The sequence below is a fragment of the Pseudomonas sp. TNT2022 ID1044 genome (genome assembly GCF_028656895.1).
Lineage (GTDB): Bacteria > Pseudomonadota > Gammaproteobacteria > Pseudomonadales > Pseudomonadaceae > Aquipseudomonas > Aquipseudomonas reinekei.
This window is the reverse complement of the sequence record NZ_JAMDHB010000007.1, coordinates 165,823-188,953: the sequence shown is the minus strand read 5'-3', so window position 1 is coordinate 188,953 and position 23,131 is coordinate 165,823. Positions and strand designations below refer to the sequence as shown.

At 60.0% G+C, this 23,131-nt stretch carries 24 protein-coding genes; 1 reads left to right on the top strand and 23 read right to left on the bottom strand.

Annotation, left to right across the window (positions count from 1 at the left end):
- Positions 1 to 8: 8 nt before the first annotated feature.
- From motD to flhA, 10 genes are all read right to left on the bottom strand, one after another.
- Positions 9 to 899 carry a flagellar motor protein MotD gene (motD, locus tag M5G20_RS11215; RefSeq protein WP_273919179.1) on the bottom strand — a complete coding sequence of 297 codons (891 nt, stop codon included), beginning with the start codon at positions 897 to 899 and terminating at the stop codon, positions 9 to 11.
- Positions 900 to 911: 12 nt separating this feature from the next.
- A complete protein-coding gene (locus M5G20_RS11210; RefSeq protein ID WP_273919178.1) occupies positions 912 to 1,652 on the bottom strand; it encodes a flagellar motor protein in 741 nt (246 codons plus the stop codon).
- The gene (locus tag M5G20_RS11205) at positions 1,652 to 2,782 is read right to left on the bottom strand and encodes a protein-glutamate methylesterase/protein-glutamine glutaminase (RefSeq protein ID WP_273919177.1); all 1,131 of its coding nucleotides are present in this window, start codon (positions 2,780 to 2,782) and stop codon (positions 1,652 to 1,654) included. The genes M5G20_RS11210 and M5G20_RS11205 overlap by 1 nt, the downstream gene beginning before the upstream one ends.
- A 49-nt stretch (positions 2,783 to 2,831) precedes the next feature.
- A complete protein-coding gene (locus M5G20_RS11200; protein WP_273919176.1) occupies positions 2,832 to 5,102 on the bottom strand; it encodes a chemotaxis protein CheA in 2,271 nt (756 codons plus the stop codon).
- A gap of 54 nt (positions 5,103 to 5,156) precedes the next feature.
- A complete protein-coding gene (locus M5G20_RS11195; RefSeq protein WP_075948879.1) occupies positions 5,157 to 5,945 on the bottom strand; it encodes a protein phosphatase CheZ in 789 nt (262 codons plus the stop codon).
- A gap of 19 nt (positions 5,946 to 5,964) precedes the next feature.
- On the bottom strand, positions 5,965 to 6,336 hold the full coding sequence (locus tag M5G20_RS11190; RefSeq protein ID WP_003183998.1) for a chemotaxis response regulator CheY: 372 nt from the start codon (positions 6,334 to 6,336) through the stop codon (positions 5,965 to 5,967).
- 166 nt (positions 6,337 to 6,502) lie between these two features.
- Entirely contained in the window at positions 6,503 to 7,243 is a 741-nt protein-coding gene (gene fliA / locus M5G20_RS11185; protein WP_085716996.1) for an RNA polymerase sigma factor FliA, read from the bottom strand.
- Entirely contained in the window at positions 7,240 to 8,070 is an 831-nt protein-coding gene (gene fleN / locus M5G20_RS11180) for a flagellar synthesis regulator FleN (RefSeq protein WP_008001746.1), read from the bottom strand. Before fleN ends, fliA begins: the two co-directional genes overlap by 4 nt.
- A 116-nt stretch (positions 8,071 to 8,186) precedes the next feature.
- The gene (gene flhF, locus M5G20_RS11175; RefSeq protein ID WP_150734889.1) at positions 8,187 to 9,512 is read right to left on the bottom strand and encodes a flagellar biosynthesis protein FlhF; all 1,326 of its coding nucleotides are present in this window, start codon (positions 9,510 to 9,512) and stop codon (positions 8,187 to 8,189) included.
- Between the two features lie 11 nt (positions 9,513 to 9,523).
- The gene (gene flhA, locus M5G20_RS11170) at positions 9,524 to 11,653 is read right to left on the bottom strand and encodes a flagellar biosynthesis protein FlhA (RefSeq protein ID WP_273919175.1); all 2,130 of its coding nucleotides are present in this window, start codon (positions 11,651 to 11,653) and stop codon (positions 9,524 to 9,526) included.
- Positions 11,654 to 12,013: 360 nt separating this feature from the next.
- Between flhA and M5G20_RS11165 the strand changes: the two genes are divergently transcribed.
- A complete protein-coding gene (locus M5G20_RS11165) occupies positions 12,014 to 13,093 on the top strand; it encodes an RHS repeat-associated core domain-containing protein (RefSeq protein ID WP_273919174.1) in 1,080 nt (359 codons plus the stop codon).
- Here M5G20_RS11165 and flhB read toward each other — a convergent pair.
- The 13 genes from flhB to fliJ form a co-directional block, all read right to left on the bottom strand.
- Positions 13,090 to 14,229 (bottom strand): flagellar biosynthesis protein FlhB, encoded by a 1,140-nt coding sequence (gene flhB / locus M5G20_RS11160; RefSeq protein WP_273919173.1) that lies wholly within the window; start codon positions 14,227 to 14,229, stop codon positions 13,090 to 13,092. The two genes, M5G20_RS11165 and flhB, sit on opposite strands and share 4 nt — an antisense overlap.
- Positions 14,230 to 14,232: 3 nt before the next feature.
- Positions 14,233 to 15,018 (bottom strand): flagellar biosynthetic protein FliR, encoded by a 786-nt coding sequence (gene fliR / locus M5G20_RS11155; protein WP_150734894.1) that lies wholly within the window; start codon positions 15,016 to 15,018, stop codon positions 14,233 to 14,235.
- Positions 15,019 to 15,021: 3 nt separating this feature from the next.
- Positions 15,022 to 15,291, bottom strand: coding sequence for a flagellar biosynthesis protein FliQ (gene fliQ / locus M5G20_RS11150; RefSeq protein ID WP_008058625.1), 270 nt, complete (start codon positions 15,289 to 15,291; stop codon positions 15,022 to 15,024).
- Complete coding sequence (gene fliP / locus M5G20_RS11145) at positions 15,288 to 16,046, bottom strand: flagellar type III secretion system pore protein FliP (RefSeq protein ID WP_273919172.1); 759 nt, start codon at positions 16,044 to 16,046, stop codon at positions 15,288 to 15,290. Before fliP ends, fliQ begins: the two co-directional genes overlap by 4 nt.
- A complete protein-coding gene (gene fliO, locus M5G20_RS11140) occupies positions 16,046 to 16,492 on the bottom strand; it encodes a flagellar biosynthetic protein FliO (protein WP_273919171.1) in 447 nt (148 codons plus the stop codon). Before fliO ends, fliP begins: the two co-directional genes overlap by 1 nt.
- Complete coding sequence (fliN, locus tag M5G20_RS11135) at positions 16,493 to 16,951, bottom strand: flagellar motor switch protein FliN (RefSeq protein ID WP_273919170.1); 459 nt, start codon at positions 16,949 to 16,951, stop codon at positions 16,493 to 16,495.
- Positions 16,952 to 17,019: 68 nt separating this feature from the next.
- Complete coding sequence (fliM, locus tag M5G20_RS11130; RefSeq protein ID WP_075948887.1) at positions 17,020 to 17,988, bottom strand: flagellar motor switch protein FliM; 969 nt, start codon at positions 17,986 to 17,988, stop codon at positions 17,020 to 17,022.
- Positions 17,989 to 17,997: 9 nt separating this feature from the next.
- Complete coding sequence (fliL, locus tag M5G20_RS11125; protein ID WP_273919169.1) at positions 17,998 to 18,498, bottom strand: flagellar basal body-associated protein FliL; 501 nt, start codon at positions 18,496 to 18,498, stop codon at positions 17,998 to 18,000.
- Between the two features lie 173 nt (positions 18,499 to 18,671).
- Entirely contained in the window at positions 18,672 to 20,027 is a 1,356-nt protein-coding gene (locus M5G20_RS11120) for a flagellar hook-length control protein FliK (protein ID WP_273919168.1), read from the bottom strand.
- 101 nt (positions 20,028 to 20,128) lie between these two features.
- Complete coding sequence (locus M5G20_RS11115) at positions 20,129 to 20,479, bottom strand: Hpt domain-containing protein (protein ID WP_273919167.1); 351 nt, start codon at positions 20,477 to 20,479, stop codon at positions 20,129 to 20,131.
- A gap of 30 nt (positions 20,480 to 20,509) precedes the next feature.
- Positions 20,510 to 22,216, bottom strand: a complete 1,707-nt coding sequence (locus tag M5G20_RS11110; protein WP_273919166.1) for an ATP-binding SpoIIE family protein phosphatase — start codon at positions 22,214 to 22,216, stop codon at positions 20,510 to 20,512.
- A 5-nt stretch (positions 22,217 to 22,221) separates the two neighbouring features.
- Positions 22,222 to 22,521: an STAS domain-containing protein gene (locus M5G20_RS11105; protein ID WP_273919165.1), complete on the bottom strand. Its 300-nt coding sequence runs from the start codon at positions 22,519 to 22,521 to the stop codon at positions 22,222 to 22,224.
- Between the two features lie 155 nt (positions 22,522 to 22,676).
- Complete coding sequence (gene fliJ / locus M5G20_RS11100) at positions 22,677 to 23,126, bottom strand: flagellar export protein FliJ (RefSeq protein WP_273919164.1); 450 nt, start codon at positions 23,124 to 23,126, stop codon at positions 22,677 to 22,679.
- Between the last annotated feature and the right edge of the window lie 5 nt (positions 23,127 to 23,131).

Sequence of the window (23,131 nt, the reverse complement as noted above, 5' to 3'; positions counted from 1 at the left end):
GAAATAGCTCAACGTGTTAATGCGGGTGACGGAGAATTGACGGCGCTCTCTCGTACCGGCGACTTGACCGGGGTCGGTGCAGTTTGTGTGCCAGCACGCTTCAACGCGGCATCCGGTTGCGCTTTAGCCGTACCGGTACCGGTCAGGCTGCGGCGTACATCGAGATTGCGCGACACCACCAGCACCACGCGACGGTTACGCGCCCGGCCTTCCGCCGTGGCGTTATTGGCGACCGGCTGGAACTCGCCGTAGCCCACCGATGCCAGTCGACCGGGGTTCACCCCTTGCATCGCCAGCATGCGCACGATGCTGGCCGAGCGCGCCGATGACAGTTCCCAGTTGGTCGGGTACTGCGCGGTTCGAATCGGCTGATCGTCGGTGAAGCCTTCGACGTGGATCGGGTTGTCGAACGGCTTCAGGATGGCCGCGACCTTGTCGATGATATTGAAGGCGATGTCGCTGGGCATGGCGTCGCCGCTGCCGAACAGCAGGCTGGAGTTAAGCTCGATCTCGACCCACAACTCGTTGCCGCGCACGGTCATCTGGTTGGACTGGATCAGATCGCCAAATGCCGCGCTGATGTCATCGGCGATGCTTTTCAGCGGATCGCTGGCACCGGCGACACCAGCATCGACCTGCTCACTGTCCTTGACCAGCGGCTTGGCCGGGGTCACGGTTTTCGGTCGTTCTTCGCCGATGGGGATCGGCTTGAGTGCGCGATCGCTGTCGGTGAAAACGCCGATCAGCGCCTCGGAAATGACTTTGTACTTGCCTTCGTTGATCGAAGAGATCGAGTACATCACCACGAAAAAAGCGAACAGCAGCGTGATGAAATCCGCGTAGGACACCAGCCAGCGCTCGTGGTTAACGTGTTCTTCCTGATGTCGACGACGAGCCATGAGGTTATTCCCTTAGTCCATGAAGCCTTGCAGCTTCAACTCAATGGAGCGTGGGTTTTCACCTTCGGCGATCGACAGGATCCCTTCCAACAACATTTCGCGATAACGCGATTGGCGCAACGCAATGGATTTGAGTTTGGCGGCAATCGGCAGCAGCACCAGGTTGGCACTGGCCACGCCGTAGATGGTGGCGACGAACGCCACGGCGATGCCGCTGCCCAGTTGCGATGGATCGGCGAGGTTGCCCATGACGTGAATCAGGCCCATGACCGCACCGATGATACCGATGGTCGGCGCATAACCGCCCATGCTCTCAAAGACTTTGGCAGCTTCGATGTCGCGGCTTTCCTGGGTGTAGAAATCCACTTCGAGAATGCTGCGAATCGCTTCCGGTTCAGCGCCGTCCACCAACAGTTGCAGGCCTTTGCGCGAGTAATTGTCGGCTTCGGCGTCGGCCACCCCTTCCAGGCCCAGCAAGCCTTCCTTGCGTGCAGTGAGGCTCCAGTTGACGACACGATCGATGCCACCGGCCAGATCGACACGCGGCGGAAACAGAATCCACGCCAGAATCTGCATGGCACGCTTGAAGGCGCTCATTGGTGATTGCAGCAGGGCCGCGCCGATGGTCCCGCCGAGTACGATCAACGCCGCGGGGCCGTTGGCCAGTGCACCGAGATGGCCGCCTTCGAGGTAGTTGCCACCGATGATGGCGACGAACGCCATGATGATGCCGATAAGGCTCAGAACATCCATCAGATACATGCCTCGACGATGTGCCGGCCGATATCGTCCAGGCTGTACACCGCGTCGGCGAGTTCAGCTTTGACGATGGCCATCGGCATGCCGTAGATCACGCAACTGGCTTCATCCTGCGCCCAGATCGAACTGCCGCCCTGCTTGAGCAGGCGCGCGCCTTCACGACCGTCGGCGCCCATGCCGGTCAACACGACCGCCAGAACTTTGTCACCGTAGGACTTGGCCGCCGAGCCGAAGGTGATATCGACGCACGGTTTGTAATTCAAACGCTCGTCGCCCGGCAGGATTTTCACCGCGCCACGGCCATCGATCATCATTTGCTTGCCGCCCGGCGCGAGCAGGGCGAGGCCCGGACGCAGGATGTCGCCATCCTCGGCTTCCTTGACGCTGATTCGGCACAGTTTGTCCAGGCGCTCGGCGAACGCCTTGGTGAAGGCGGCGGGCATGTGCTGGATCAGTACGATCGGCGCCGGAAAGTTGGCCGGCAACTGGGTCAGGACCCGCTGCAAGGCAACCGGACCGCCAGTGGACGTGCCGATGGCCACCAGTTTGTAGGCTTTGCGTTTCGGCGCGGGCGACGACGCCATCGGCGCATGGGCACGCGGCGCAATAGTTGCCGGCGCCGGGCGTACAGGCGCGCTGCTGCCGTAACTGCCGACGCTTGAAGGCGCAGGTGTCGGAGCGGGAGCGGCCATAGGGGCCGGTGCGCTGTAAGTGCTGACGCGACGATTGCTGCGCGAGATGCTCAGGATTTTTTCGCACAGCAGTTGCTTGACCTTCTCGGGGTTGCGCGAGATGTCTTCGAAATTTTTCGGCAGGAAGTCCACCGCGCCGGCGTCCAGCGCATCGAGGGTCACCCGGGCGCCTTCATGGGTCAGCGAGGAAAACATCAAGACCGGGGTCGGGCAGCGCTGCATGATGTGCCGCACCGCGGTGATGCCGTCCATCATGGGCATCTCGTAGTCCATGGTGATCACGTCCGGCTTGAGGGCCAGTGCCTGATCGATCGCCTCTTTTCCGTTGGTCGCCGTACCGACAACCTGGATATTCGAATCCGCTGAAAGAATTTCCGAGACGCGGCGGCGGAAAAACCCCGAATCATCCACCACCAGGACTTTGACTGCCATAAACACTCCGTTAGACGGAGCGAGGCTCAGTCGCCCCGCTCCACCAGAATCAAATACGCCGTGCGGCGTAACGCTTGAGCATGCTCGGAACATCGAGAATCAGCGCAATGCGACCGTCACCGGTGATGGTGGCGCCCGACATGCCCGGGGTTCCCTGGAGCATTTTGCCCAATGGCTTGATGACGACTTCTTCCTGGCCCACCAGTTGATCGACGACGAAGCCGATCCGCTGGGTGCCCACCGAAAGGATCACCACATGGCCTTCGCGCTGCTCTTCGTGAGCGGCGGAGCTGACCAGCCAGCGCTTGAGGTAGAACAATGGCAGTGCCTTGTCCCGCACGATCACCACTTCCTGGCCGTCCACGACGTTGGTGGTCGACAGGTCGAGGTGGAAGATTTCGTTGACGTTCACCAGCGGGAACGCGAACGCCTGGTTGCCGAGCATGACCATCAGCGTCGGCATGATTGCCAGGGTCAACGGCACCTTGATGACGATCTTCGATCCCTGGCCTTTGGCCGAGAAAATGTTGATCGAACCGTTGAGCTGCGAAATCTTGGTTTTCACCACGTCCATGCCCACGCCACGACCCGACACGTCGGAGATCTCGGTCTTGGTCGAGAAGCCCGGGGCGAAGATCAGGTTGTAGCACTCGGTGTCGCTCAGGCGATCGGCCGCATCCTTGTCCATCACACCGCGTTTCACCGCGATGGAACGCAGGACGTTCGGGTCCATGCCCTTGCCGTCATCGGAGATCGATAGCAGGATGTGGTCGCCTTCCTGCTCTGCGGCCAGGATGACCTTGCCGCCACGGGCCTTGCCCGATGCTTCGCGTTCTTCCGGCGATTCAATACCGTGGTCGACCGCGTTGCGCACCAAGTGGACCAGCGGGTCGGCCAGGGCCTCGACGAGGTTCTTGTCGAGGTCGGTTTCTTCGCCGACCAGTTCCAGGTTGATCTCTTTCTTGAGCTGGCGAGCCAGGTCGCGAACCAGACGCGGGAAGCGCCCGAAGACCTTCTTGATCGGTTGCATCCGGGTCTTCATGACCGCGGTTTGCAGGTCGGCCGTGACCACGTCGAGGTTGGACACGGCTTTGGACATGGCTTCGTCGGCGCTGTTGGCACCGAGGCGGACCAGGCGGTTACGCACCAGCACCAGTTCGCCCACCATGTTCATGATTTCATCCAGGCGAGCGGTGTCGACCCGCACGGTGGTCTCGGCTTCGCTGGCCGGTTTTTCCGCCGGTGGTGCGGCCGGTGCACGGGCCGGGGCCGGTGCAGCACCGGCGGCAGGCGCGGGTGTTTCGGCTTTCGGCTCAGGGGCCTTGGCCACCGGTTTCGGTGCCGCAGCCTTGGCGACCGGCGCTGCAACCGATGCGCTGGCACCGGTAGCCGATCCTGCGGTCGCGCCCACTTCAGTGAACTTGCCTTTGCCGTGCAGTTCGTCGAGCAGCGATTCGAATTCGTGATCGGTGATCAGATCGCTACCGGCCGCCGCAGCGGTTGGCGCGGCAGGAGTCGGCACGGAAGCGATGGCCGATTCCAGCGCATCAACGGCAAAGTTACCCTTGCCGTGCAGCTGGTCGAGCAGTGCTTCAAATTCGTCGTCGGTGATGTCAGAGCTGTCGCCCGCGGCTTTCGGAGCCTGCGGCGCGGCAGAGCCGGCCGGTGCCACGGCATCAACCGCGAACTGGCCTTTACCGTGCAACTGGTCGAGCAACGACTCGAACTCGGCGTCGGTGATTTCGTCACTGGCCGCTGCATCGCTGGCAGGTGCCGGAGCAGCCGTCGGCGCCTCGGCCTGGGCCTTGACGGCGTTCAGCGAGTCCAGCAGTTGTTCGAATTCATTGTCGGTGATATCACCCGACTCGCTTTCAGCGGCAGGCTCTTCAACCACGTGGGCGACAGGTGCAGGTGCAACCTCGTCGGCCGATTGCGGTTCGGCCAGACGGGCCAGTGCCGCGAGCAATTCCGGTGTAGCAGCCGTGATCGGGCTGCGTTCGCGGACTTCGCTGAACATGCCGTTCACCGCGTCCAGCGCTTCTAGAACCACGTCCATCAGTTCCGAGTCAACGCGACGCTCACCCTTGCGCAGGATGTCGAACACGTTCTCGGCGATGTGGCAGCACTCCACCAGCTCGTTGAGCTGGAGGAAGCCGGCGCCCCCTTTTACAGTGTGGAAACCGCGAAAAATTGCATTGAGCAAATCCGCATCATCCGGACGGCTTTCCAGCTCGACCAGTTGCTCGGACAGTTGCTCTAGAATCTCGCCGGCCTCAACCAGGAAATCCTGAAGGATCTCTTCATCGGCGCCGAAGCTCATTAATGGTGTGCTCCTACAGGTCTAAAAACCCAAAAAACCTAAAATTCTAAAACGCTAAAATCCCAGGCTGGATAACAAATCGTCCACATCGTCCTGACCGGACACAACGTCTTCTCTTTTATCGGCATGAATCTGCGGACCTTCACCCTGAGAGAGATGTTTTTGTGGATCTTTTTCCGCAAGCATTGCTTCACGGTCATGTTCGATGCCCGCAAAGCGGTCCACCTGGCTGGCCATGAGTACGAGCTTGAGCAGGTTGCTCTCAACTTCGGTGACCAATTGGGTCACACGCTTGATCACTTGACCTGTGAGGTCCTGATAATCCTGGGCCAGCAGAATGTCGTTGAGGTTGCCCGACACGGCACGGTTGTCTGTGCTGCTGCGTGCCAGGAACCCGTCGACGCGCCGGGCCAGTTCGCGGAACTCTTCAGCGCCGACTTCGCGACGCATGAACCGCCCCCAATCCGTACTCAAGGCCTGGGCTTCGTCGGCCAGGCTGTTGACCAGCGGCGTGGCGTTTTCCACCAGATCCATGGTGCGGTTGGCCGCGGCCTCGGTCAGCTTGACCACATAGCCCAGACGCTCGGTGGCGTCGGTGATCTGTGACACCTCCTCGGCTTGCGGCATGTGCGGGTCAATCTGGAAATTGACGATCGCGCTATGCAGCTCGCGGGTGAGCTTGCCCACTTCTTGATACAGGCCGCGGTCACGGGTCTGGTTGAGCTCATGGATCAATTGCACAGCATCGCCAAACCTGCCTTTTTCAAGGCTCGCGACCAGTTCGACGGCGTGTTTTTTCAGGGTCGATTCAAAATCGCCCTGCGAAGATTCGTTATGCCCCATAGCTCCCCCGTGGCGCAGTTCAACCGATGCGTTCGAAAATCTTCTCGATTTTTTCTTTCAACGCCTGGGCCGTGAAGGGTTTGACCACATAGCCGTTTACACCGGCCTGGGCCGCTTCGATGATTTGCTCGCGCTTGGCTTCAGCGGTCACCATCAGCACTGGCAGGTGCTTGAGCTTTTCATCGGCACGCACGTGGCGCAGCAGATCGATGCCGGTCATGCCTGGCATGTTCCAGTCGGTCACCAGAAAGTCGATGCTCCCGCTGTTGAGTACCGGAATGGCGGTAGTGCCATCGTCGGCCTCGACCGTGTTGGTGAACCCAAGGTCACGCAACAGGTTTTTTATGATCCGCCGCATCGTTGAGAAGTCATCAACGATGAGGATTTTCATGTTCTTGTCCAATTCGACCTCCAAGCAGACTAAAACGCGCCCAGCACCTGGACGCGCCATTTCAATCAATCTGGCAAAGCACTCAATGACTGTCTGGAGTACAGCGAAGCGAGACCGGCGCGGTTCATCACCCCACCAGCCACGTCGCAGTGCCCCCACACTGCCTTCAGCGCGCTCGCCACTCTCCCAAACGCCCCCGCAAACGGGCCGCGCACTGGCTATGTAACTGGCTGACCCGCGATTCGCTGACCCCCAGGACCTCACCGATTTCCTTGAGATTCAACTCTTCGTCGTAGTACAGCGCCAACACCAGTCGCTCACGCTCCGGCAAATTGGCAATCGCGTCCGCCAGCGCTGCCTGAAAGCGTTCATCTTCCAGGTCGCGTGACGGCTCGAGATGAGCACTCGCGCCATCCTCGTGCAGCCCTTCGTGTTCGCCGTCCTGCAACAGGTCGTCGAAACTGAATAAACGGCTGCCCAGGGTGTCGTTCAAAATCCCGTAGTAATCGTCGAGACTCAATTGGAGTTCGGCCGCAACTTCGTGATCTTTAGCGTCACGGCCTGTTTTAGCTTCAATCGAGCGGATGGCGTCGCTGACCATGCGGGTATTGCGGTGGACCGAGCGTGGTGCCCAGTCACCCTTGCGCACTTCATCGAGCATGGCGCCGCGGATGCGGATGCCCGCGTACGTCTCGAAACTTGCACCTTTGCTGGCGTCGTATTTGGTCGAAACTTCCAGCAGGCCAATCATCCCGGCCTGGATCAAGTCTTCGACCTGGACACTGGCCGGCAGACGCGCCAGCAAGTGGTAGGCAATGCGTTTGACCAGCGGCGCGTAACGCTCGATCAGCTCGTACTGCGAATCGCGTGCCGATTTCTTGTAGAGGTTGTAGCCGCTGGCTGTCATAGCACGGGTCCTGCCGTTTGTTGCACGAGGCGCTCGACGAAGAACTCCAGATGCCCGCGCGGGTTGGCGGGCAGCGGCCAGGTGTCGACCTTCTGCGCGATCGCCTTGAAGGCCAGCGAGCACTTGGAGCGCGGGAACGCTTCGTAAACGGCACGCTGTTTTTGCACGGCCTTGCGCACGCTTTCGTCATAAGGCACGGCGCCGACGTATTGCAGGGCGACGTCGAGGAAGCGATCCGTGACCTTGGTCAGCTTGGCGAACAGGTTGCGCCCTTCCTGCGGGCTCTGGGCCATGTTGGCCAGGACGCGGAAGCGGTTCATGCCATAGTCGCGGTTAAGCAGTTTGATCAGGGCGTAGGCGTCGGTGATGGACGTCGGCTCGTCGCAGACCACCAGCAACACTTCCTGGGCCGCACGGACAAAACTGACTACCGAGTCACCAATACCCGCAGCGGTGTCTATCACCAGCACGTCGAGGTTGTCGCCGATGTCGCTGAAGGCCTGGATCAGGCCGGCGTGTTGCGCCGGGCTCAAGTGAACCATGCTCTGGGTGCCGGACGCGGCGGGAACGATGCGAATGCCGCCTGGGCCCTGCAACAGGACGTCGCGCAGCTCGCAGCGACCTTCGATCACGTCGGCCAGGGTACGTTTGGGTGTCAGGCCCAACAGAACGTCGACGTTCGCCAACCCCAGGTCGGCGTCCAGCAACATGACGCGCCGGCCAAGTTCAGCCAAAGCCAGGGACAAGTTCACTGACACGTTAGTTTTCCCGACGCCACCTTTGCCGCCGGTCACCGCGATCACCTGTACGGGATGCATGCTGCCCATGTTATTTCTTTACCTTGTCTTGCATAGACGGAGGCCACATTACTGGCTGCGCGTTCGTAAACCGAACAATGCATGGCAGACCATCGATGTAGGTACAAAAACTATTCATTGTTACCTCAGCCTACCTGCTTGGTGGGGCTGTGGTAGATATCAGCGAACATGTCAGCCATGGCTTCTTCGCTGGGTTCTTCCTGCATTTGCACGCTGACGGCGCGGCTGACCAGTTGATGACGACGCGGCAGATGCAAATCATCCGGAATCCGCGGGCCATCAGTCAGGTAGGCCACCGGTAATTCATGGCTGATGGCCAGGCTCAGCACTTCGCCCAGGCTTGCCGTTTCATCCAGTTTAGTCAGGATGCAGCCAGCAAGCCCGCAACGCTTGTAACTGTGATAAGCGGCGGTTAGAACCTGTTTCTGGCTGGTGGTTGCCAGGACCAGATAATTTTTTGATTTTATGCCTCGTCCGGCCAGGCTTTCGAGCTGCATGCGCAGAGCTGGATCGCTGGCCTGAAGGCCGGCGGTATCGATCAGCACCACACGCTTGCGCAGCAGGGGTTCCAGCGCCTGCACCAGCGATTGCCCCGGATCGACGTGGGTCACCGGCACATTGAGAATCCGACCGAGGGTCTTGAGCTGCTCCTGGGCACCGATGCGGTAGCTGTCCATGCTCACCAGCGCGATATTCTGCGCGCCGTACTTGAGCACGTAACGGGCCGCCAGTTTGGCCAGAGTGGTGGTCTTGCCCATGCCGGCAGGGCCGACCATGGCAATCACTCCGCCCTCTTCCAGCGGCTCGATTTCCGGCGTGGCGATCATCCGCGCCAGGTGCGCCAGCAACATGCGCCAGGCCTGACGGGGTTCTTGAATGTCGGTGATCAGCGCCAGCAGGTCGCGCGACAACGGCCCGGACAAACCGATACGTTGCAGACGACGCCAGAGGTTGGCCTGGCCCGGGCTGCTGCCTTGCAGCTGATTCCACGCCAGGGAGCCCAGCTGTACTTCCATCAGCTCGCGCAGGCTGTTGAGCTCGAAACGCATCGAGTCAAATACCCGGGAATCCATCGCGGCCGCCGGAGCCGGTGCTGGCGCAGGGCGGCGAGGCTCGGCGTAGGTCGGTTCGATCAGCGGCTCGGCTGCGGTGAGCGGCAAACCGGCGAACAATTGGCGATTGGTGGCGTTGTCGCTTTCGCCGTCGCTGCGCAGGCTTAACTCGGCCTGGGCGGTGACGATGCGCGACTGGGTCTTGCGCAACTCGTCTTCGAGCTCCATGTTCGGCACGCGTGGCGCCAGCGCCGACAGCTTGTAATCCAGGGCAGCCGTCAGCTCGACACCACCGGCAATGCGGCGGTTGCCAATGATGGCCGCATCAGCGCCCAGCTCATCACGAACCAGTTTCATGGCCTGACGCATATCGGCGGCGAAAAAACGCTTAACTTGCATAAACCACTACCTCAGCCGTTGGGCCCTACTGTCGCAACGATGGTCACTTGCTTGTTGTCAGGGATTTCCTGATAAGCCAACACGTGCAAACCCGGGACTGCCAGTCGGCCAAATCGCGAGAGCATCGCGCGTACCGGACCGGCCACCAGCAGAATCACCGGTTGACCTTGCATCTCCTGGCGCTGCGCCGCATCGATCAGCGAACGTTGCAGCTTTTCAGCCATGCTTGGCTCCAGCAGAACGCCCTCTTCCGAGCCTTGTCCTGCCTTCTGCAGACTATTGAGCAATATTTGTTCCAACCTTGGCTCCAGGGTGATCACTGGGAGCTCGGAGTCAGTGCCTACAATGCTTTGCACGATTGCGCGGCTTACGCCGACGCGTACCGCGGCCACCAATGCGGCGGTATCTTGACTCTTGGAAGCATTGTTAGCGATGGCTTCGGCAATGCTGCGGATGTCACGCACCGGCACCTGTTCGGCCAGCAGCGCTTGCAGAACCTTGAGCAGTTGCGACAGCGACAACACACCCGGCACCAGCTCTTCAGCCAGTTTCGGCGAGTTTTTTGCCAGCAATTGCATCAATTGTTGCACTTCTTCGTGCCCGATAAGCTCGCTGGAGTGCTTGTACAGAATCTGGTTCAAGTGCGTGGCCACTACTGTACTGGCATCGACCACTGTATAGCCAAGGGATTGTGCCTGGGCGCGCTGACTGATTTCGATCCAGACCGCCTCCAGACCGAAAGCCGGATCTTTGGCGGTAATGCCGTTGAGTGTGCCGTAGACCTGTCCCGGGTTAATCGCCAGTTCGCGATCCGGGTAGATCTCGGCCTCGGCCAGGATCACGCCCATCAGGGTCAGGCGATAGGCACTCGGTGCCAGGTCGAGGTTGTCGCGGATGTGCACGGTGGGCATCAGGAAGCCCAGATCCTGGGACAGCTTCTTGCGCACCCCCTTGATCCGCGCCAGCAATTGTCCCCCCTGGTTGCGGTCCACCAATGGAATCAGGCGGTAACCGACTTCCAGGCCGATCATGTCAATCGGCGTCACGTCATCCCAGCCCAGCTCCTTGGTTTCCTGGGCGCGGGCCGGCGATGGCAGCAACTCTTGTTGACGCTTGACCTCTTGCAGGGCCTGGACCTTGACGATGTTCTGCTTGCGCCAGAACAGGTACGCGCCACCCGCCGCCAGCGCCGCCATGCTCAGGAACGAGAAATGCGGCATGCCGGGCACCAGCCCCATCACTGCCATCAAACCAGCGGATACCGCCAGCGCTTTGGGCGAGGCGAACATCTGGCGGTTGATCTGCTTGCCCATGTCTTCGGAACCGGAAGCACGGGTCACCATGATCGCGGCAGCGGTGGACAACAGCAGTGATGGCAATTGCGCCACCAAACCGTCACCAATGGTCAGCAAGGCGTAGACCTTGCCGGCGTCAGCGAACGACATGTTGTGCTGGAAGATACCGACAGCGATACCGCCGATCAGGTTGATGAACAGAATCAGCAAACCGGCGATGGCGTCACCGCGCACGAATTTGCTGGCACCGTCCATCGAGCCGTAGAACTCGGCCTCCTGGGCCACTTCCGTACGACGGGCCTTGGCCTGGTTCTGGTCGATCAGGCCAGCGTTGAGGTCGGCGTCGATGGCCATCTGTTTGCCGGGCATTGCATCGAGGGTGAAGCGCGCGCTCACCTCGGAGATCCGCCCGGCCCCCTTGGTCACAACGACGAAGTTGATGATCATCAAAATCGCGAACACCACGATACCGACCACGTAGTTACCGCCGATCACGACCTCACCGAAAGCCTGGATCACCTTACCGGCAGCGGCATGGCCGTCCTGACCGTGGAGCATCACCACCCGCGTCGAAGCCACGTTCAATGCCAGTCGCAACAGCGTCGCCACCAGCAGAATGGTCGGGAACACCGCGAAATCCAGCGGCCGCAAGGCGTAGACGCAAACCAGCAGCACGACGATGGACAGGGCAATGTTGAAGGTGAAGAACACATCGAGCAGGAACGGCGGAATGGGCAACATCATCATTGCCAACATGACCAGCAGCAACAGCGGCACGCCCAGATTGCCTCGACTGAGGTCTGCCATGTTCGTGCGGGCACTGTTGATTAACTGAGAGCGATCCACCGGTATTCCCCGTTCCTTTGAAGCAAACTTTTGACGCCTGAAGCAGGCTCGGGGCGGCTATTGCAAGAAGCCTTCCAACTTTTGCCGGGTTTTCGAGGTAGGGGGTTTTAACTGAAATGTGTGGCATCAGCACGGGCGCTTTTGTCGGAACGCCACCCGGAGCCGGCGCGCTCCAACAGGAGATTTGCGCTGGCCACATATTCTCCGCACAACAGAGATAAAAAGCGGGAGCGAGCCTGCTCGCGAAGAGGCCGACACTGCCAGCGAATCTCTCAGGGCACCTATCAGTTCTGCTAGTACTCAACCTCGGCACCTGCGTAGATACTCAGCTCTCAATCCTTTCGCCTGCGGAGTGAGCCAATGACCTCCCCACCCACAACCCTGCTTTGTCAATATCGCTACGACCCACTGGATCGACTGATCCACCAGACACAGCCTGATACACCGGCACATCAGCGTTTCTACTGCAAAAGACGGATGGCTACCGAGATTCACGGGGCGATGCAGCAATCGATTATTCAGCACGGTGACCTGTTGTTGGCGCAGCAACAACGCCTGGGCGATTTAGTCGATACCACGCTGCTGCTCACAGACCTGCAACGCTCGGTGTTGCACTCCCTCAAGAAAGACCAGCAACCACAATCTATCGCCTACTCGCCTTACGGCCATCGTTCGTTGCTCAGTGGATTGCTCAGCTTGCTGGGGTTCAACGGGGAACGGCCAGATCCGGTGACCGGATGTTATTTGCTGGGGAATGGGTATCGGGCGTTCAATCCGGTGTTGATGCGGTTTAATAGTCCGGACAGCTGGAGTCCATTTGGTAAAGGTGGATTGAACTCGTATGTGTATTGCTTGGGCGATCCAGTGAATCAGGCAGATCCAACTGGACATGTAGGAGGTGTAGGGAACCTAGTGAAACTGTTCGATGCCACCCCGAACGGAGCGCCTCCCACGAACATCTTACCAATTCGAGCGAGCCCCCTTTCTCCACCAGCTCTCTATTCCCGCGCTACTCCTGGAGTTCAAGGAACTGTAAGCGGTGCGCCTTCAAAAACAGTTATTGCTCGACCAGTCGGGGCATCCCAATCTGCACGACATCCAGCTTATTTCGTTGATACTCCCACCCCCCCGCCTCAGTCCGCATCAGACGCATTCTCCGCACCTCTACCAACCCTAAATTCCATTGACGTCGTCAACTCATCTCCGACTGGGAGCACCATCAATCGATCAGCCCTCCAGAGAACCCTACAGCCAGAAGTGAACGCCTCTGGCGTAGTCAACCAATGGGAAAATGCGCGACCAACAACTGGCATTCAACAATTGCGTCAGATTCGTCAGCAATCCTCCGAAGTAAATACGAAAGCGAAGGAGCTGCTGAGGACGCTTGAAAGAATGAATAGAGAACTAGAGGATGCCCTGGATCCGAACTTCGATGATTAAGTATCCCGCCGCAAATCCGCCGGAATCGGCAAATCATCTTTAAGCGGCTCCGGCCGCTTGCCTTTGCCCGCGCGGTATTGGCGAATCTGATAGACGTACGCCAACACCTGCGCCACCGCCAGATACAACCCGCCCGGAATTTCCTGCTCAAGTTCCGTCGAGTAGTAAATCGACCGCGCCAAGGCCGGCGATTCCAGCAACAGGATCTCGTTGGCCGCCGCAATCTCTCGAATCTTCAGCGCCAGGAAGTCGCTGCCCTTGGCGATCAGCATCGGCGCGCCGCTCTTGTCCGGGTCGTACTTGAGGGCTACGGCGTAGTGGGTCGGGTTGGTGATGACCACGTCGGCGTCGGGAATCGCCGCCATCATCCGCCGCTGGGACATTTCCCGCTGGAGCTGGCGAATGCGTTGCTTGACCTCAGGCCGACCTTCCTGATCCTTGTGCTCGTCGCGCACTTCCTGCTTGGTCATTTTCAGCTTCTTGATGCTTTCCCACAGCTGGATCGGCACGTCGACCGCCGCGATGATGATCAACCCGCAGGCCATCCAAAGGGAGCTCCAACCGACCACTTGCAGGCTGTGGATGATTGCCCGATCCAGCGGTTCATGGGCGATGCGCAGCAAGTCGTCGATGTCCGCCGACAACACCAGCAGGGCCACGAACAGAACAACGAAAAACTTCGCCAGCGCCTTGAGCAGTTCGGCAATCGCCTTGGCCGAGAACATGCGCTTGAGCCCGGCGCCGGGGTTCATGCGGCTGAACTTGGGGGCCATGGTACCGGCGGAAAACAGCCAGCCGCCCAGGGAAATCGGGCCGATCAGCGCCGCCAGCAACAAGGTGATCATCACCGGCTGAATGGCCAGCAGGGCGATCTGTCCAGAGTGCAGCAGATAGGTGCCCATTGAGCGCTGGTCCAGCACCACCTCTCGCGACAGGGAAAAGTTCAGGCGCATCAGGTCCATCATTTCCTGGGCCAGCGCTCCGCCGAATATCAGCAACGCACTGGCACCGGCCAGCATGATCGCCAGGGTGTTGAGCTCCTTGGAACGGGCGATCTCACCCTTCTCCCGGGCGTCCTTTTTCTTTTTCTCCGTGGGATCTTCTGTTTTGTCCTGACCGCTTTCGCTCTCAGCCATGACTCAGCGCGCCTGTGCCAGTTCGCGTAAAAACTGCAAGGCCTCGGTGGCCAGCGGTTGATACTGATTGAGAATGTCCGCCAGCCCGACCCAGACGATAAACAGCCCAAGCACCAGGGTCAGCGGGAAGCCGATGGAGAAAATATTCAGTTGCGGCGCCGCCCGTGTCATCACGCCGAACGCGATGTTGACCACCAGCAACGCCGTGATCGCTGGCAGTACCAGCAGCAACGCCGCGCCGAGGACCCAGCCAAGCTTGCCGGCCAGCTCCCAGTAATGATTGACCATCAGGCCACTGCCAACCGGCAGCGTGGTGAAGCTTTCGGTCAGCACTTCGAACACCACCAGATGCCCATTCATCGCCAGGAACATCAGCGTCACCAGCATGGTGAAGAACTGCCCGATCACCGCTACCGATACACCGTTGGTGGGGTCGACCATCGAGGCGAAGCCCATGCCCATCTGGATGGCGACAATCTGCCCCGCCACCACGAACGCCTGAAAGAACAGCTGCAAGGAGAAACCGAGGATCGCGCCGACGAGGATTTGCTCGGCAATCAGCAGCAGCCCGCTCAAATCCAGCGCATTCACCGGCGGCATGGGCGGCAGGTTGGGCGCGATGACCACGGTGATCGCGAGGGCGAAATACAGGCGGATGCGCTTGGGCACCAGCGACGTACCGAACACCGGCATGACCATCAGCAAGGCGCCGACACGAAACAGCGGCAACATGAACGTCGCCACCCAGGTGCTGATCTGGGTGTCCGTCAGTTGCAATAGCGACGACATGGCTTAGCCGATGACCTGCGGAATACTGCCGTACAACTGCAGGATGTACTCCATGAACGTCTGCACCAGCCATGGTCCGGCGACGATCAGCGTCACCAGCATCACCAGCAGGCGCGGCAGGAAGCTCAGGGTCTGCTCGTTGATCTGTGTCGCGGCCTGGAACATCGCCACGATCAGGCCTACCAGCAGGCTCGGAATCACCAGCACCGCGACCATCAACGTGGTCAGCCACAGCGCCTCGCGGAAGATATCGACCGCAACTTCAGGCGTCATGGCGAAACACCGCCGAAGCTACTGGCCAGGGTGCCAATGATCAGCGCCCAGCCATCGACCAGCACGAACAGCATGATTTTGAACGGCAGGGAAATGATCAGCGGCGACAGCATCATCATACCCATGGCCATCAGCACACTGGCCACGACGAGGTCGATGATCAGGAACGGGATGAAAATCATGAAGCCGATCTGGAACGCGGTTTTCAGCTCGGAGGTCACGAACGCCGGCACCAGAATGGTCAGCGGCGCCTGATCCGGCGAAGCGATGTCCGTGCGCTTGGACAGGCGCATGAACAGCTCGAGATCACTGGTGCGGGTCTGGGCCAGCATGAAGTCCTTGATCGGCACCTGCGCCTTGGCCACGGCATCCTGAGCGGTCATTTTTTCCGCGAGGTACGGCTGCAAGGCGTCCTGGTTCACCCGGTCGAACACCGGCGCCATGATGAACAACGTCAGGAACAGCGCCATGCCCGTGAGGATCTGGTTCGACGGTGTCTGCTGCAAGCCCAGGGCCTGACGCAGGATCGAGAAGACGATGATGATCCGGGTGAAGCTGGTCATCAGCATGACGAACGCCGGAATGAAACTCAGCGCAGTCATGATCAGCAGGATTTGCAGGCTGACTGAGTATTCCTGCGCACCTTCGGCGTTGGTGCCCAGCGTGATCGCCGGGATCGACAGCGGATCGGCGGCGAACGCCAAAGGAGCGGTCAGCATCAAGGCCAGCGTCAAGACGATGCGCAGCGCACCCATTACTTCTTATCCTTTTGATCTTTACCGAGGATCTCCAGCAGGCGCTGGGCAAACTCAGGTGTCGACTTTTCGGTCGTGCCCGGCACTTGCACCGGCTCCTTGAGCACATGCAATGCGGTGATGGTGCCGGGGCTCAAGCCGAGCAGGATCTGCTCGTTGCCGACCTGTACCAGCATCAGCCGATCACGCGGGCCGAGGGCGCGGGAACCGATCAGCTCGATCACCTGGCCCTTGCCGGCCGGGCCTGCCTGTTGAACCCGGCGCAACAGCCAGGCGAGGAAGAAGATCAACCCCAGCACCAGCAGCAGGCCGAAGACCAGTTGCGTCAATTGCCCGGCCACACCGCTGCTCGCTACAGGCGCAGCAGCCGTGGTGGCAGTCGCGACAGGCTCCGCTGCCAGCACGCTCAATGGCAACGTCAGAAGAACCCCGAGAAACCTTTTCACTCAGCGCAGCTTCTTGATGCGTTCGCTTGGGCTGATCACGTCGGTCAGGCGGATGCCGAACTTCTCGTTGACCACGACCACTTCGCCATGGGCGATGAGCGTGCCATTGACCAGCACGTCCAGCGGCTCACCGGCCAGACGATCGAGCTCGATCACCGAACCCTGGTTGAGTTGCAGCAGGTTGCGGATGTTGATGTCGGTGCTGCCCACTTCCATGGAAATCGATACCGGGATATCAAGAATCACGTCCAGGTTCGGCCCATCCAGGCTCACCGGATCGTTGTTCTTTGGCACGCTGCCGAACTCTTCCATGGGCAGGCGATTGTTCGAGGAGCCGGCAGCATCGGCCGCCAGCAACGCGTCGATATCAGCCTGACCGGCATCACCGGTTTCTTCCAGGGCCGCAGCCCACTCGTCAGCCAGCGCCTGGTCGTCCTGGGTATTCATATCGTCTGCCATCATTTGTCCTCGGCGGGCCACCTTTGGAGGGGAAGCCGTCAGTTAAAAGCGAATGTGTTGAACGTCGATCAACGACGCTCGATCGGCTCGATCACTTGCAACGCAAGGTTGCCTTTGTGCGAGCCCATCTTGACCTTGAAGGCCGGCACGCCGTTGGCGCGCATGATCATGTCTTCCGGCATTTCCACCGGGATGATGTCACCCGGCTGCATGTGCAGGATGTCGCGCAGTTTCAACTGGCGGCGAGCCACCGTGGCACCGATCGGCACGTCGACATCCAGCACGTCCTGGCGCAGGGCATTGACCCAGCGCTCGTCCTGGTCGTCGAGGTCCGACTGGAAGCCGGCGTCGAGCATTTCGCGCACCGGCTCGATCATCGAGTAAGGCATGGTCACGTGCAGGTCGCCGCCACCACCATCGAGTTCGATGTGGAAGGTCGACACCACAATGGCTTCGCTCGGCCCGACGATGTTGGCCATGGCCGGGTTCACTTCCGAGTTGATGTACTCGAAGTTCACTTCCATGATCGCCTGCCAGGCTTCCTTCAAGTCGACGAAGGCCTGCTCCAGCACCATGCGCACCACACGCAGTTCGGTCGGAGTGAATTCACGCCCTTCGATCTTGGCGTGACGGCCGTCGCCCCCGAAGAAGTTGTCCACCAGCTTGAACACCAGTTTGGCGTCGAGGATGAACAGCGCGGTGCCGCGCAACGGTTTGATCTTGACCAGGTTGAGGCTGGTCGGCACGTACAGCGAGTGCACGTACTCGCCGAACTTCATCACCTGCACGCCACCGACCGCCACGTCCGCCGAGCGACGCAACATGTTGAACATGCTGATGCGCGTATAGCGGGCGAAACGTTCGTTGATCATTTCCAGGGTCGGCATGCGTCCACGGACGATGCGATCCTGACTGGTCAGGTCGTAGCTTTTGACGGTGCCGGGCTCGGCAACGTTATCGGTCTGTACCAGACCATCGTCCACGCCGTGCAACAGCGCGTCGATTTCATCCTGGGACAGCAGGTCCTGCACGGCCATGTCGTGTTCCTACTGCAGTACGAAATTAGTGAAAAGCAATTGTTCGATAACCACTTTACCGAGCTCTTTCTGCGCCACTTCCTGAACGCTGGCCGTGGCTTTCTGGCGCAGCATTTCCTGGCCGACCGGCGACGCAAGCGTGGCGAAATCCTGCCCGGAGAACAGCATGACCAGGTTGTTGCGGATCACCGGCATGTGCACCTTGAGCGCTTCCAGATCGGCCTGGTTGCGGCCAAGCATGGTGATGCTCACCTGCATGTAGCGCTGACGGCCGTTCTGGTTGTAGTTGGCGACAAACGCCGGCGCCATCGGTTCGAAAATCGCCGGCTGCTTGCCCTGCGGGGCGGTTTCGACCGCGGCGGCAGGCTTGCTCTGGGCGCTGTGCATGAAGTACCAGGTCGCCCCCACGGACAAACCGATCGCCAGCAGCAGGGCCACCACGATCAAGATAATCAGCTTGAGTTTGCCTTTGGTTGCGGGGTCTTTTACTGCTGCGTCGCTCTTCGCCATGCCAATAATCCGTCACTATTCGGGTTTTCACAGTCGCACGGCAAGGCAAGAGCAAGTGTTATGCCAGAAGTGTTGCGAGGGAGATGGGTGGAGCAAGACGCCGCTTGCACACCCTCACAAATCACTGCGGGAGCGGGCTTGCTCGCTCCCGCAGGATCGGTTTTGAGGCTCAATCAGGCGTAATAATCGACTGCGCTGGAGCCGATCACGCTGGTTACCGGAGCTGCAACTTCAGCGACACTTGCAGCGATGTCGTCATCCATCGAGTCAAGACGACCACCACTGGCATTTGTACGACCGCTCTGCGCCTGCTGATTCTGCCCTTGATCCGGCGAACCACGGTTCTGGTCGGATACGTTGACGTCAACCTGGCCCATGCCCTGCTGGGCAAACATGTCACGCAGGCGATGCATCTGCCCGTCCAGCGCTTCGCGGACACTTGGGTGTGCGCTGACGAAGGTCACCTGGGTCTGCTGATCCGGAACCATGTTGACGCGAATGTCGAGACGCCCCAGTTCAGCCGGTTGCAACTGGATGTCTGCCGCCTTGAGATTGGCGCTGGACAGGTACATGACGCGGTTCACCACCTCTTCGGTCCAACCGTTCTGATGCATGGCAATCGGCTGATTGACCGGCAAGGCGTTGGCGGTCTTCGGCGTGGCGGCCTGGGTCAATGCCGCCAGACGGTTGGCGAAATCGTCGACCCGGGTATCGCTGCTGGCGGATTTCAGGTCCTTGAGACCGTCATCGATCAAACCGCTGAAGGCCTTTTCGCCGCCCTGGCTGGTGCTGTCCTTGTCGCCCTGCACCTCGAGCATGCTGGCCATGCCGGCGGCAAAGTTCTGTGCGGCGGTTTGCTCACCATCGGCCTGGGCCTGGGCACTGGTCGATGCCGCTTTAGGCTGCGCCTGGCTGGAGGCGGAAACGTGGCCGCTTTGCTCCATGGCCATGCGCAAGGCCGGCAATGCATCGAGCGGATCGGCCTCTGGATCGAATTCGCTGTCTGGGGTGACAGCCACCGGCGCGGCGGCAACCGGCGCGGCAAGCGGTGCGTCATCCGCCAACTGGGCAGCATCCACAACCGGGGCCGTAGCTGGTGCAGGCGTAGCTACGACGGGTTGAGCCGCCAGCAGCAACGCAGGATCAAGCGCCGGATCAACCGGCGCGGCATCGACCACCGGGGTTTGCACGGTATCGGCCGTATCGTCGCTGGCTGCCTGGCCGTCGGCCTGCGCCGGTTTGTCGGCGGGCAAGGTTTTGCCGCTATCGGCAACCTCGGGTTGCGCGGCGGCAGATTTGTCGTCGACGACGTCCTTCTTGCCGGCGCTGTCCGCAGCCTTGTCACGTACCGTTTTGACGGGGCCGTCAGCCGCTGCGGCAGGCTTGTTCTGGGCTTGCCTGGCATACACCTGAGCGAAGCTGGAAGCCTTGTCCCCGGGCTCAGCGGTCAACGCCGTGGAATTGGCGGACGCAACCGGTGCCTTGGCCGGCGCGACGGCCTGAAGAAAATTATTGGGGGTAACGGGCATTTAACGGTCTCCGCTGCACTGGGATCGTAGGTACAGTTGGAAGAGTTAACTGCAAGGGTCGCGCCAGTTTCGCCAGAGGACGACGAAAGGCGTGGAAAGCGTCAACTGGCTGCCGGGGATCGCTGTCGTTCAGTTTCATAGAGAGGCCGCACAATGGCGAACTCGCTATCGATGTCGGCGATCGATTGGCCAAAATCGGCGCTCGGAGAAATGTTGGCATCCCGCTCGAGCTGACCACAGAGCTCGGCAAGCCTGACGGCGCCCATGTTGCTGCTACTGCCTTTGAAACTGTGGGCAGTCGCGATCAATTGCTCAGCCGTACTCGCCTGACGCAACACTTGCAGGCGCGTTTCGCAATCCGCGAGGAAGGTATCGATCAATGTCGAAAACCCATCCTCCATGATTTCCCGCAACGCGCTCAGCACGTCCAGGTCCAGATGTTTGTCAGCCACTTGCTCACTCCTTGATCAAGAATGCGCGGATTATGCCAGAGCCTCCCAGAAAAACTCCACGCGGGCACTGCGACCATTGTCGGACCAACTGGCGTTGCGACCCAGTTGACGGATCAAACTCACACCACGCCCCGACAGACGGACAGGATCAACCGGTCGCGCCAGCACGCGCCCGACGTCAAATCCCTTGCCGCTGTCCTCGACGCGGATCACCAGGCAACCACCCTCGCCTTGCGGCGTGACCTGCAGATGCACCCGCACGAAGCCGTCCTGCAGTTCGTCCAGGCGGGTGTTGCGCTGTTGATAGTAACGGGTAAAACCGGAAAGATCGCGCTTGAGGCTGGAGTCCAGGCCGAGGACACCATGCTCCAGGGCATTGGAATACAACTCGGCCAACACACTGTAGAGCGCCCCGCTTTGCGCCCGCAGACCATGCACCTCAAGCAGCAATTGCAACAGGTACGGCAGCGGATTGAAGCGTTTTAGCGTCTGCGCGCGAAACTCGAAACTCACCGACCAGTCCAGCGGGCACGATTGACCGCTATCGGAATACACCGGCACCGGCGCAATCAGCTGCGACGACTCAAGCAGGCTGATTTCAACCATGCTGACATCGTCACGCGTCTCACCGCCAAAGTCCCGCAAGGCCTGGCCAATTTCCTCGAACAACGCATCCGGTTCACGATTGGCGGCAAAAACCCGTTGCAGACGCTCCACACCGAACAACTGCTCGCTGGCATCGCAGGTATCGATGACCCCGTCGGACAACAGGAACACCCGATCACCCAGCGCCATCGGGAACACTTCAGTGCGGTCGTCGAATGTTTGCGCGCTCAGCACACCCAACGGCAAATGCCGCGCTGTCATCGGCGTGCGCTCGCCACTGGCGATGCTGTGCAAGTAACCGTCGGGCATCCCGCCGTTCCAGACCTCCACCGAACAGCGCTGGAAACTCAGGCACAGCATGGTTGCGCAGCAGAACATGTCCACCGGCAGGATGCGTTTGAGCTTGGCGTTCATCTCGCGCAGGGTTTCGGCCAAGCCGTAACCCTTGGCCGTCATCCCGTAGAAGACCTCGGCCAGCGGCATGGCGCCCACCGCCGCGGGCAAACCGTGGCCGGTGAAATCGCCGAGCAGTACATGCATGTCGCCCGCGGGCGTATAAGCGGCCAGCAACAAATCACCGTTGAACAGGGCGTAAGGCGATTGCAGATAGCGGATATTGGCAGCGTTCAGGCAACCAGAATGGGCCACCTTGTCGAATACGGCCTTGGCCACCCGTTGCTCATTGAGCAAGTAATCGTGGTGCCGGGCGATCTGGTCGCGCTGTTGCAACACGGTTGCCTGTAACCGCCGCAAGCGATCCATCGCCTTGATTTTGGCGGCGAGGATCACCTGATTGTAAGGCTTTGCCAAAAAGTCGTCGCCACCAGCCTCCAGACAGCGAGCCAGCGCTTCGCTCTCGGACAGCGAAGTCAGAAAGATGATCGGCACCAGGGTTTCCCCGGCCAGTGCCTTGATCTGCTGTGCTGCCTCGAAGCCGTCCATCACCGGCATCATGGCGTCCATCAACACCAGTTGCGGGCGCTGCTGACGAAACGCTTCGACCGCTTCGGCACCGTTGGCTGCCGTCAGTACTTCGTGGCCCTGACGGCGGACGATACTCGACAACAGCATGCGATCCGCCGCGCTGTCTTCAGCGATGAGGATCGTCAACGATTCAAGCGCAGCGTGCACGGCGCTCAACTGATGTCGAACAGTTTGTCGAAGTTGGAGATGGCGAGAATTTTCCTCACGTCAGTACTGCTGTTCACCACGCGTATATCGGAGTTTTCACCACCGGCGTGATCACGCAACAGCAGCAACATGCCCAACGCAGAGCTGTCGAGGTAAGTTGCCTCTTTGAGGTCGATCACGACCTCGCCAAGGTCTTTGTCTTCGTAGGACTCACGAAATTCCTGATGTTTGGCGAAATCGAATCGTCCTTTGACCGATATCGTCAGCTTCTGGCCATCAGGGGATATTTCTGTAACGACTGACATGTCATGGCTTCCTTGTCATTGGTGAACCTGCTTGTACAAGGTTTAGCATTGGCTAGAGGTTCGGGCAAGGCAGGAGGACGGGATCAAGAGACCGCAACCTGCAGTATCGGATTTACGCACGGTCAATGCAGGAGGTGTCGAAGGCGGCGATCTTTTCAATACGCATCCTGCCGCGGCAAACGCTGTGACAACTCATCCAGCAGCTTCTGTTCGCGCTTGTCTTCGATGGCCCGTGCTTCATCGGCGTATCGCTGCACCAGTTTGCGCAAGCCTTCGACCCGGGCAAACGCTTTCTGCCAGGTGTCCCGCGCCTTGTTCAGGTTGTTCTGGTGCCAGGCCAGACTTTGCCGCTGCTGATCGATGGCCGTGCCCAATTGCGCGAGAAACCCCTGGTACCCGAGCAGCCATTGACCTGATACGCCGCTGCTGCCGCGCACGATCCATTGTTCTTGATAGTCGAGACGAAACGCCTCCAGGTCGGCGAGCTTGCTTTCAGCCAGACGCACCTGCCCCTGAAAGTGCCCCAGACGCAGGACCGCGGTTTTCTCGGCCTTCTCGGCCATTTCCACCACGGGGGCCAGGCGCCCTGCCCGAGTCTGGGCCATGACCG

What these genes read in the sequence shown, in the direction of transcription:
- fliP (WP_273919172.1), bottom strand. Translation starts at nt 16,046, where the DNA reads ATGGGTGCGCTGCGCATCGTCTTGACGCTGGCCTTGATGCTGACCGCT.
- M5G20_RS11190 (WP_003183998.1), bottom strand. Translation starts at nt 6,336, where the DNA reads ATGAAAATCCTCATCGTTGATGACTTCTCAACGATGCGGCGGATCATA.
- fliA (WP_085716996.1), bottom strand. Translation starts at nt 7,243, where the DNA reads ATGACAGCCAGCGGCTACAACCTCTACAAGAAATCGGCACGCGATTCG.
- M5G20_RS11200 (WP_273919176.1), bottom strand. Translation starts at nt 5,102, where the DNA reads ATGAGCTTCGGCGCCGATGAAGAGATCCTTCAGGATTTCCTGGTTGAG.
- motD (WP_273919179.1), bottom strand. Translation starts at nt 899, where the DNA reads ATGGCTCGTCGTCGACATCAGGAAGAACACGTTAACCACGAGCGCTGG.
- flhB (WP_273919173.1), bottom strand. Translation starts at nt 14,229, where the DNA reads ATGGCTGAGAGCGAAAGCGGTCAGGACAAAACAGAAGATCCCACGGAG.
- flhF (WP_150734889.1), bottom strand. Translation starts at nt 9,512, where the DNA reads ATGCAAGTTAAGCGTTTTTTCGCCGCCGATATGCGTCAGGCCATGAAA.
- M5G20_RS11205 (WP_273919177.1), bottom strand. Translation starts at nt 2,782, where the DNA reads ATGGCAGTCAAAGTCCTGGTGGTGGATGATTCGGGGTTTTTCCGCCGC.
- M5G20_RS11105 (WP_273919165.1), bottom strand. Translation starts at nt 22,521, where the DNA reads ATGTCAGTCGTTACAGAAATATCCCCTGATGGCCAGAAGCTGACGATA.
- fliJ (WP_273919164.1), bottom strand. Translation starts at nt 23,126, where the DNA reads ATGGCCCAGACTCGGGCAGGGCGCCTGGCCCCCGTGGTGGAAATGGCC.
- fliR (WP_150734894.1), bottom strand. Translation starts at nt 15,018, where the DNA reads ATGTCGTCGCTATTGCAACTGACGGACACCCAGATCAGCACCTGGGTG.
- fliN (WP_273919170.1), bottom strand. Translation starts at nt 16,951, where the DNA reads ATGGCAGACGATATGAATACCCAGGACGACCAGGCGCTGGCTGACGAG.
- fliQ (WP_008058625.1), bottom strand. Translation starts at nt 15,291, where the DNA reads ATGACGCCTGAAGTTGCGGTCGATATCTTCCGCGAGGCGCTGTGGCTG.
- fliL (WP_273919169.1), bottom strand. Translation starts at nt 18,498, where the DNA reads ATGGCGAAGAGCGACGCAGCAGTAAAAGACCCCGCAACCAAAGGCAAA.
- M5G20_RS11165 (WP_273919174.1), top strand. Translation starts at nt 12,014, where the DNA reads ATGACCTCCCCACCCACAACCCTGCTTTGTCAATATCGCTACGACCCA.
- M5G20_RS11195 (WP_075948879.1), bottom strand. Translation starts at nt 5,945, where the DNA reads ATGGGGCATAACGAATCTTCGCAGGGCGATTTTGAATCGACCCTGAAA.
- M5G20_RS11120 (WP_273919168.1), bottom strand. Translation starts at nt 20,027, where the DNA reads ATGCCCGTTACCCCCAATAATTTTCTTCAGGCCGTCGCGCCGGCCAAG.
- M5G20_RS11210 (WP_273919178.1), bottom strand. Translation starts at nt 1,652, where the DNA reads ATGGATGTTCTGAGCCTTATCGGCATCATCATGGCGTTCGTCGCCATC.
- fliM (WP_075948887.1), bottom strand. Translation starts at nt 17,988, where the DNA reads ATGGCCGTGCAGGACCTGCTGTCCCAGGATGAAATCGACGCGCTGTTG.
- fleN (WP_008001746.1), bottom strand. Translation starts at nt 8,070, where the DNA reads ATGGGCAGCATGCATCCCGTACAGGTGATCGCGGTGACCGGCGGCAAA.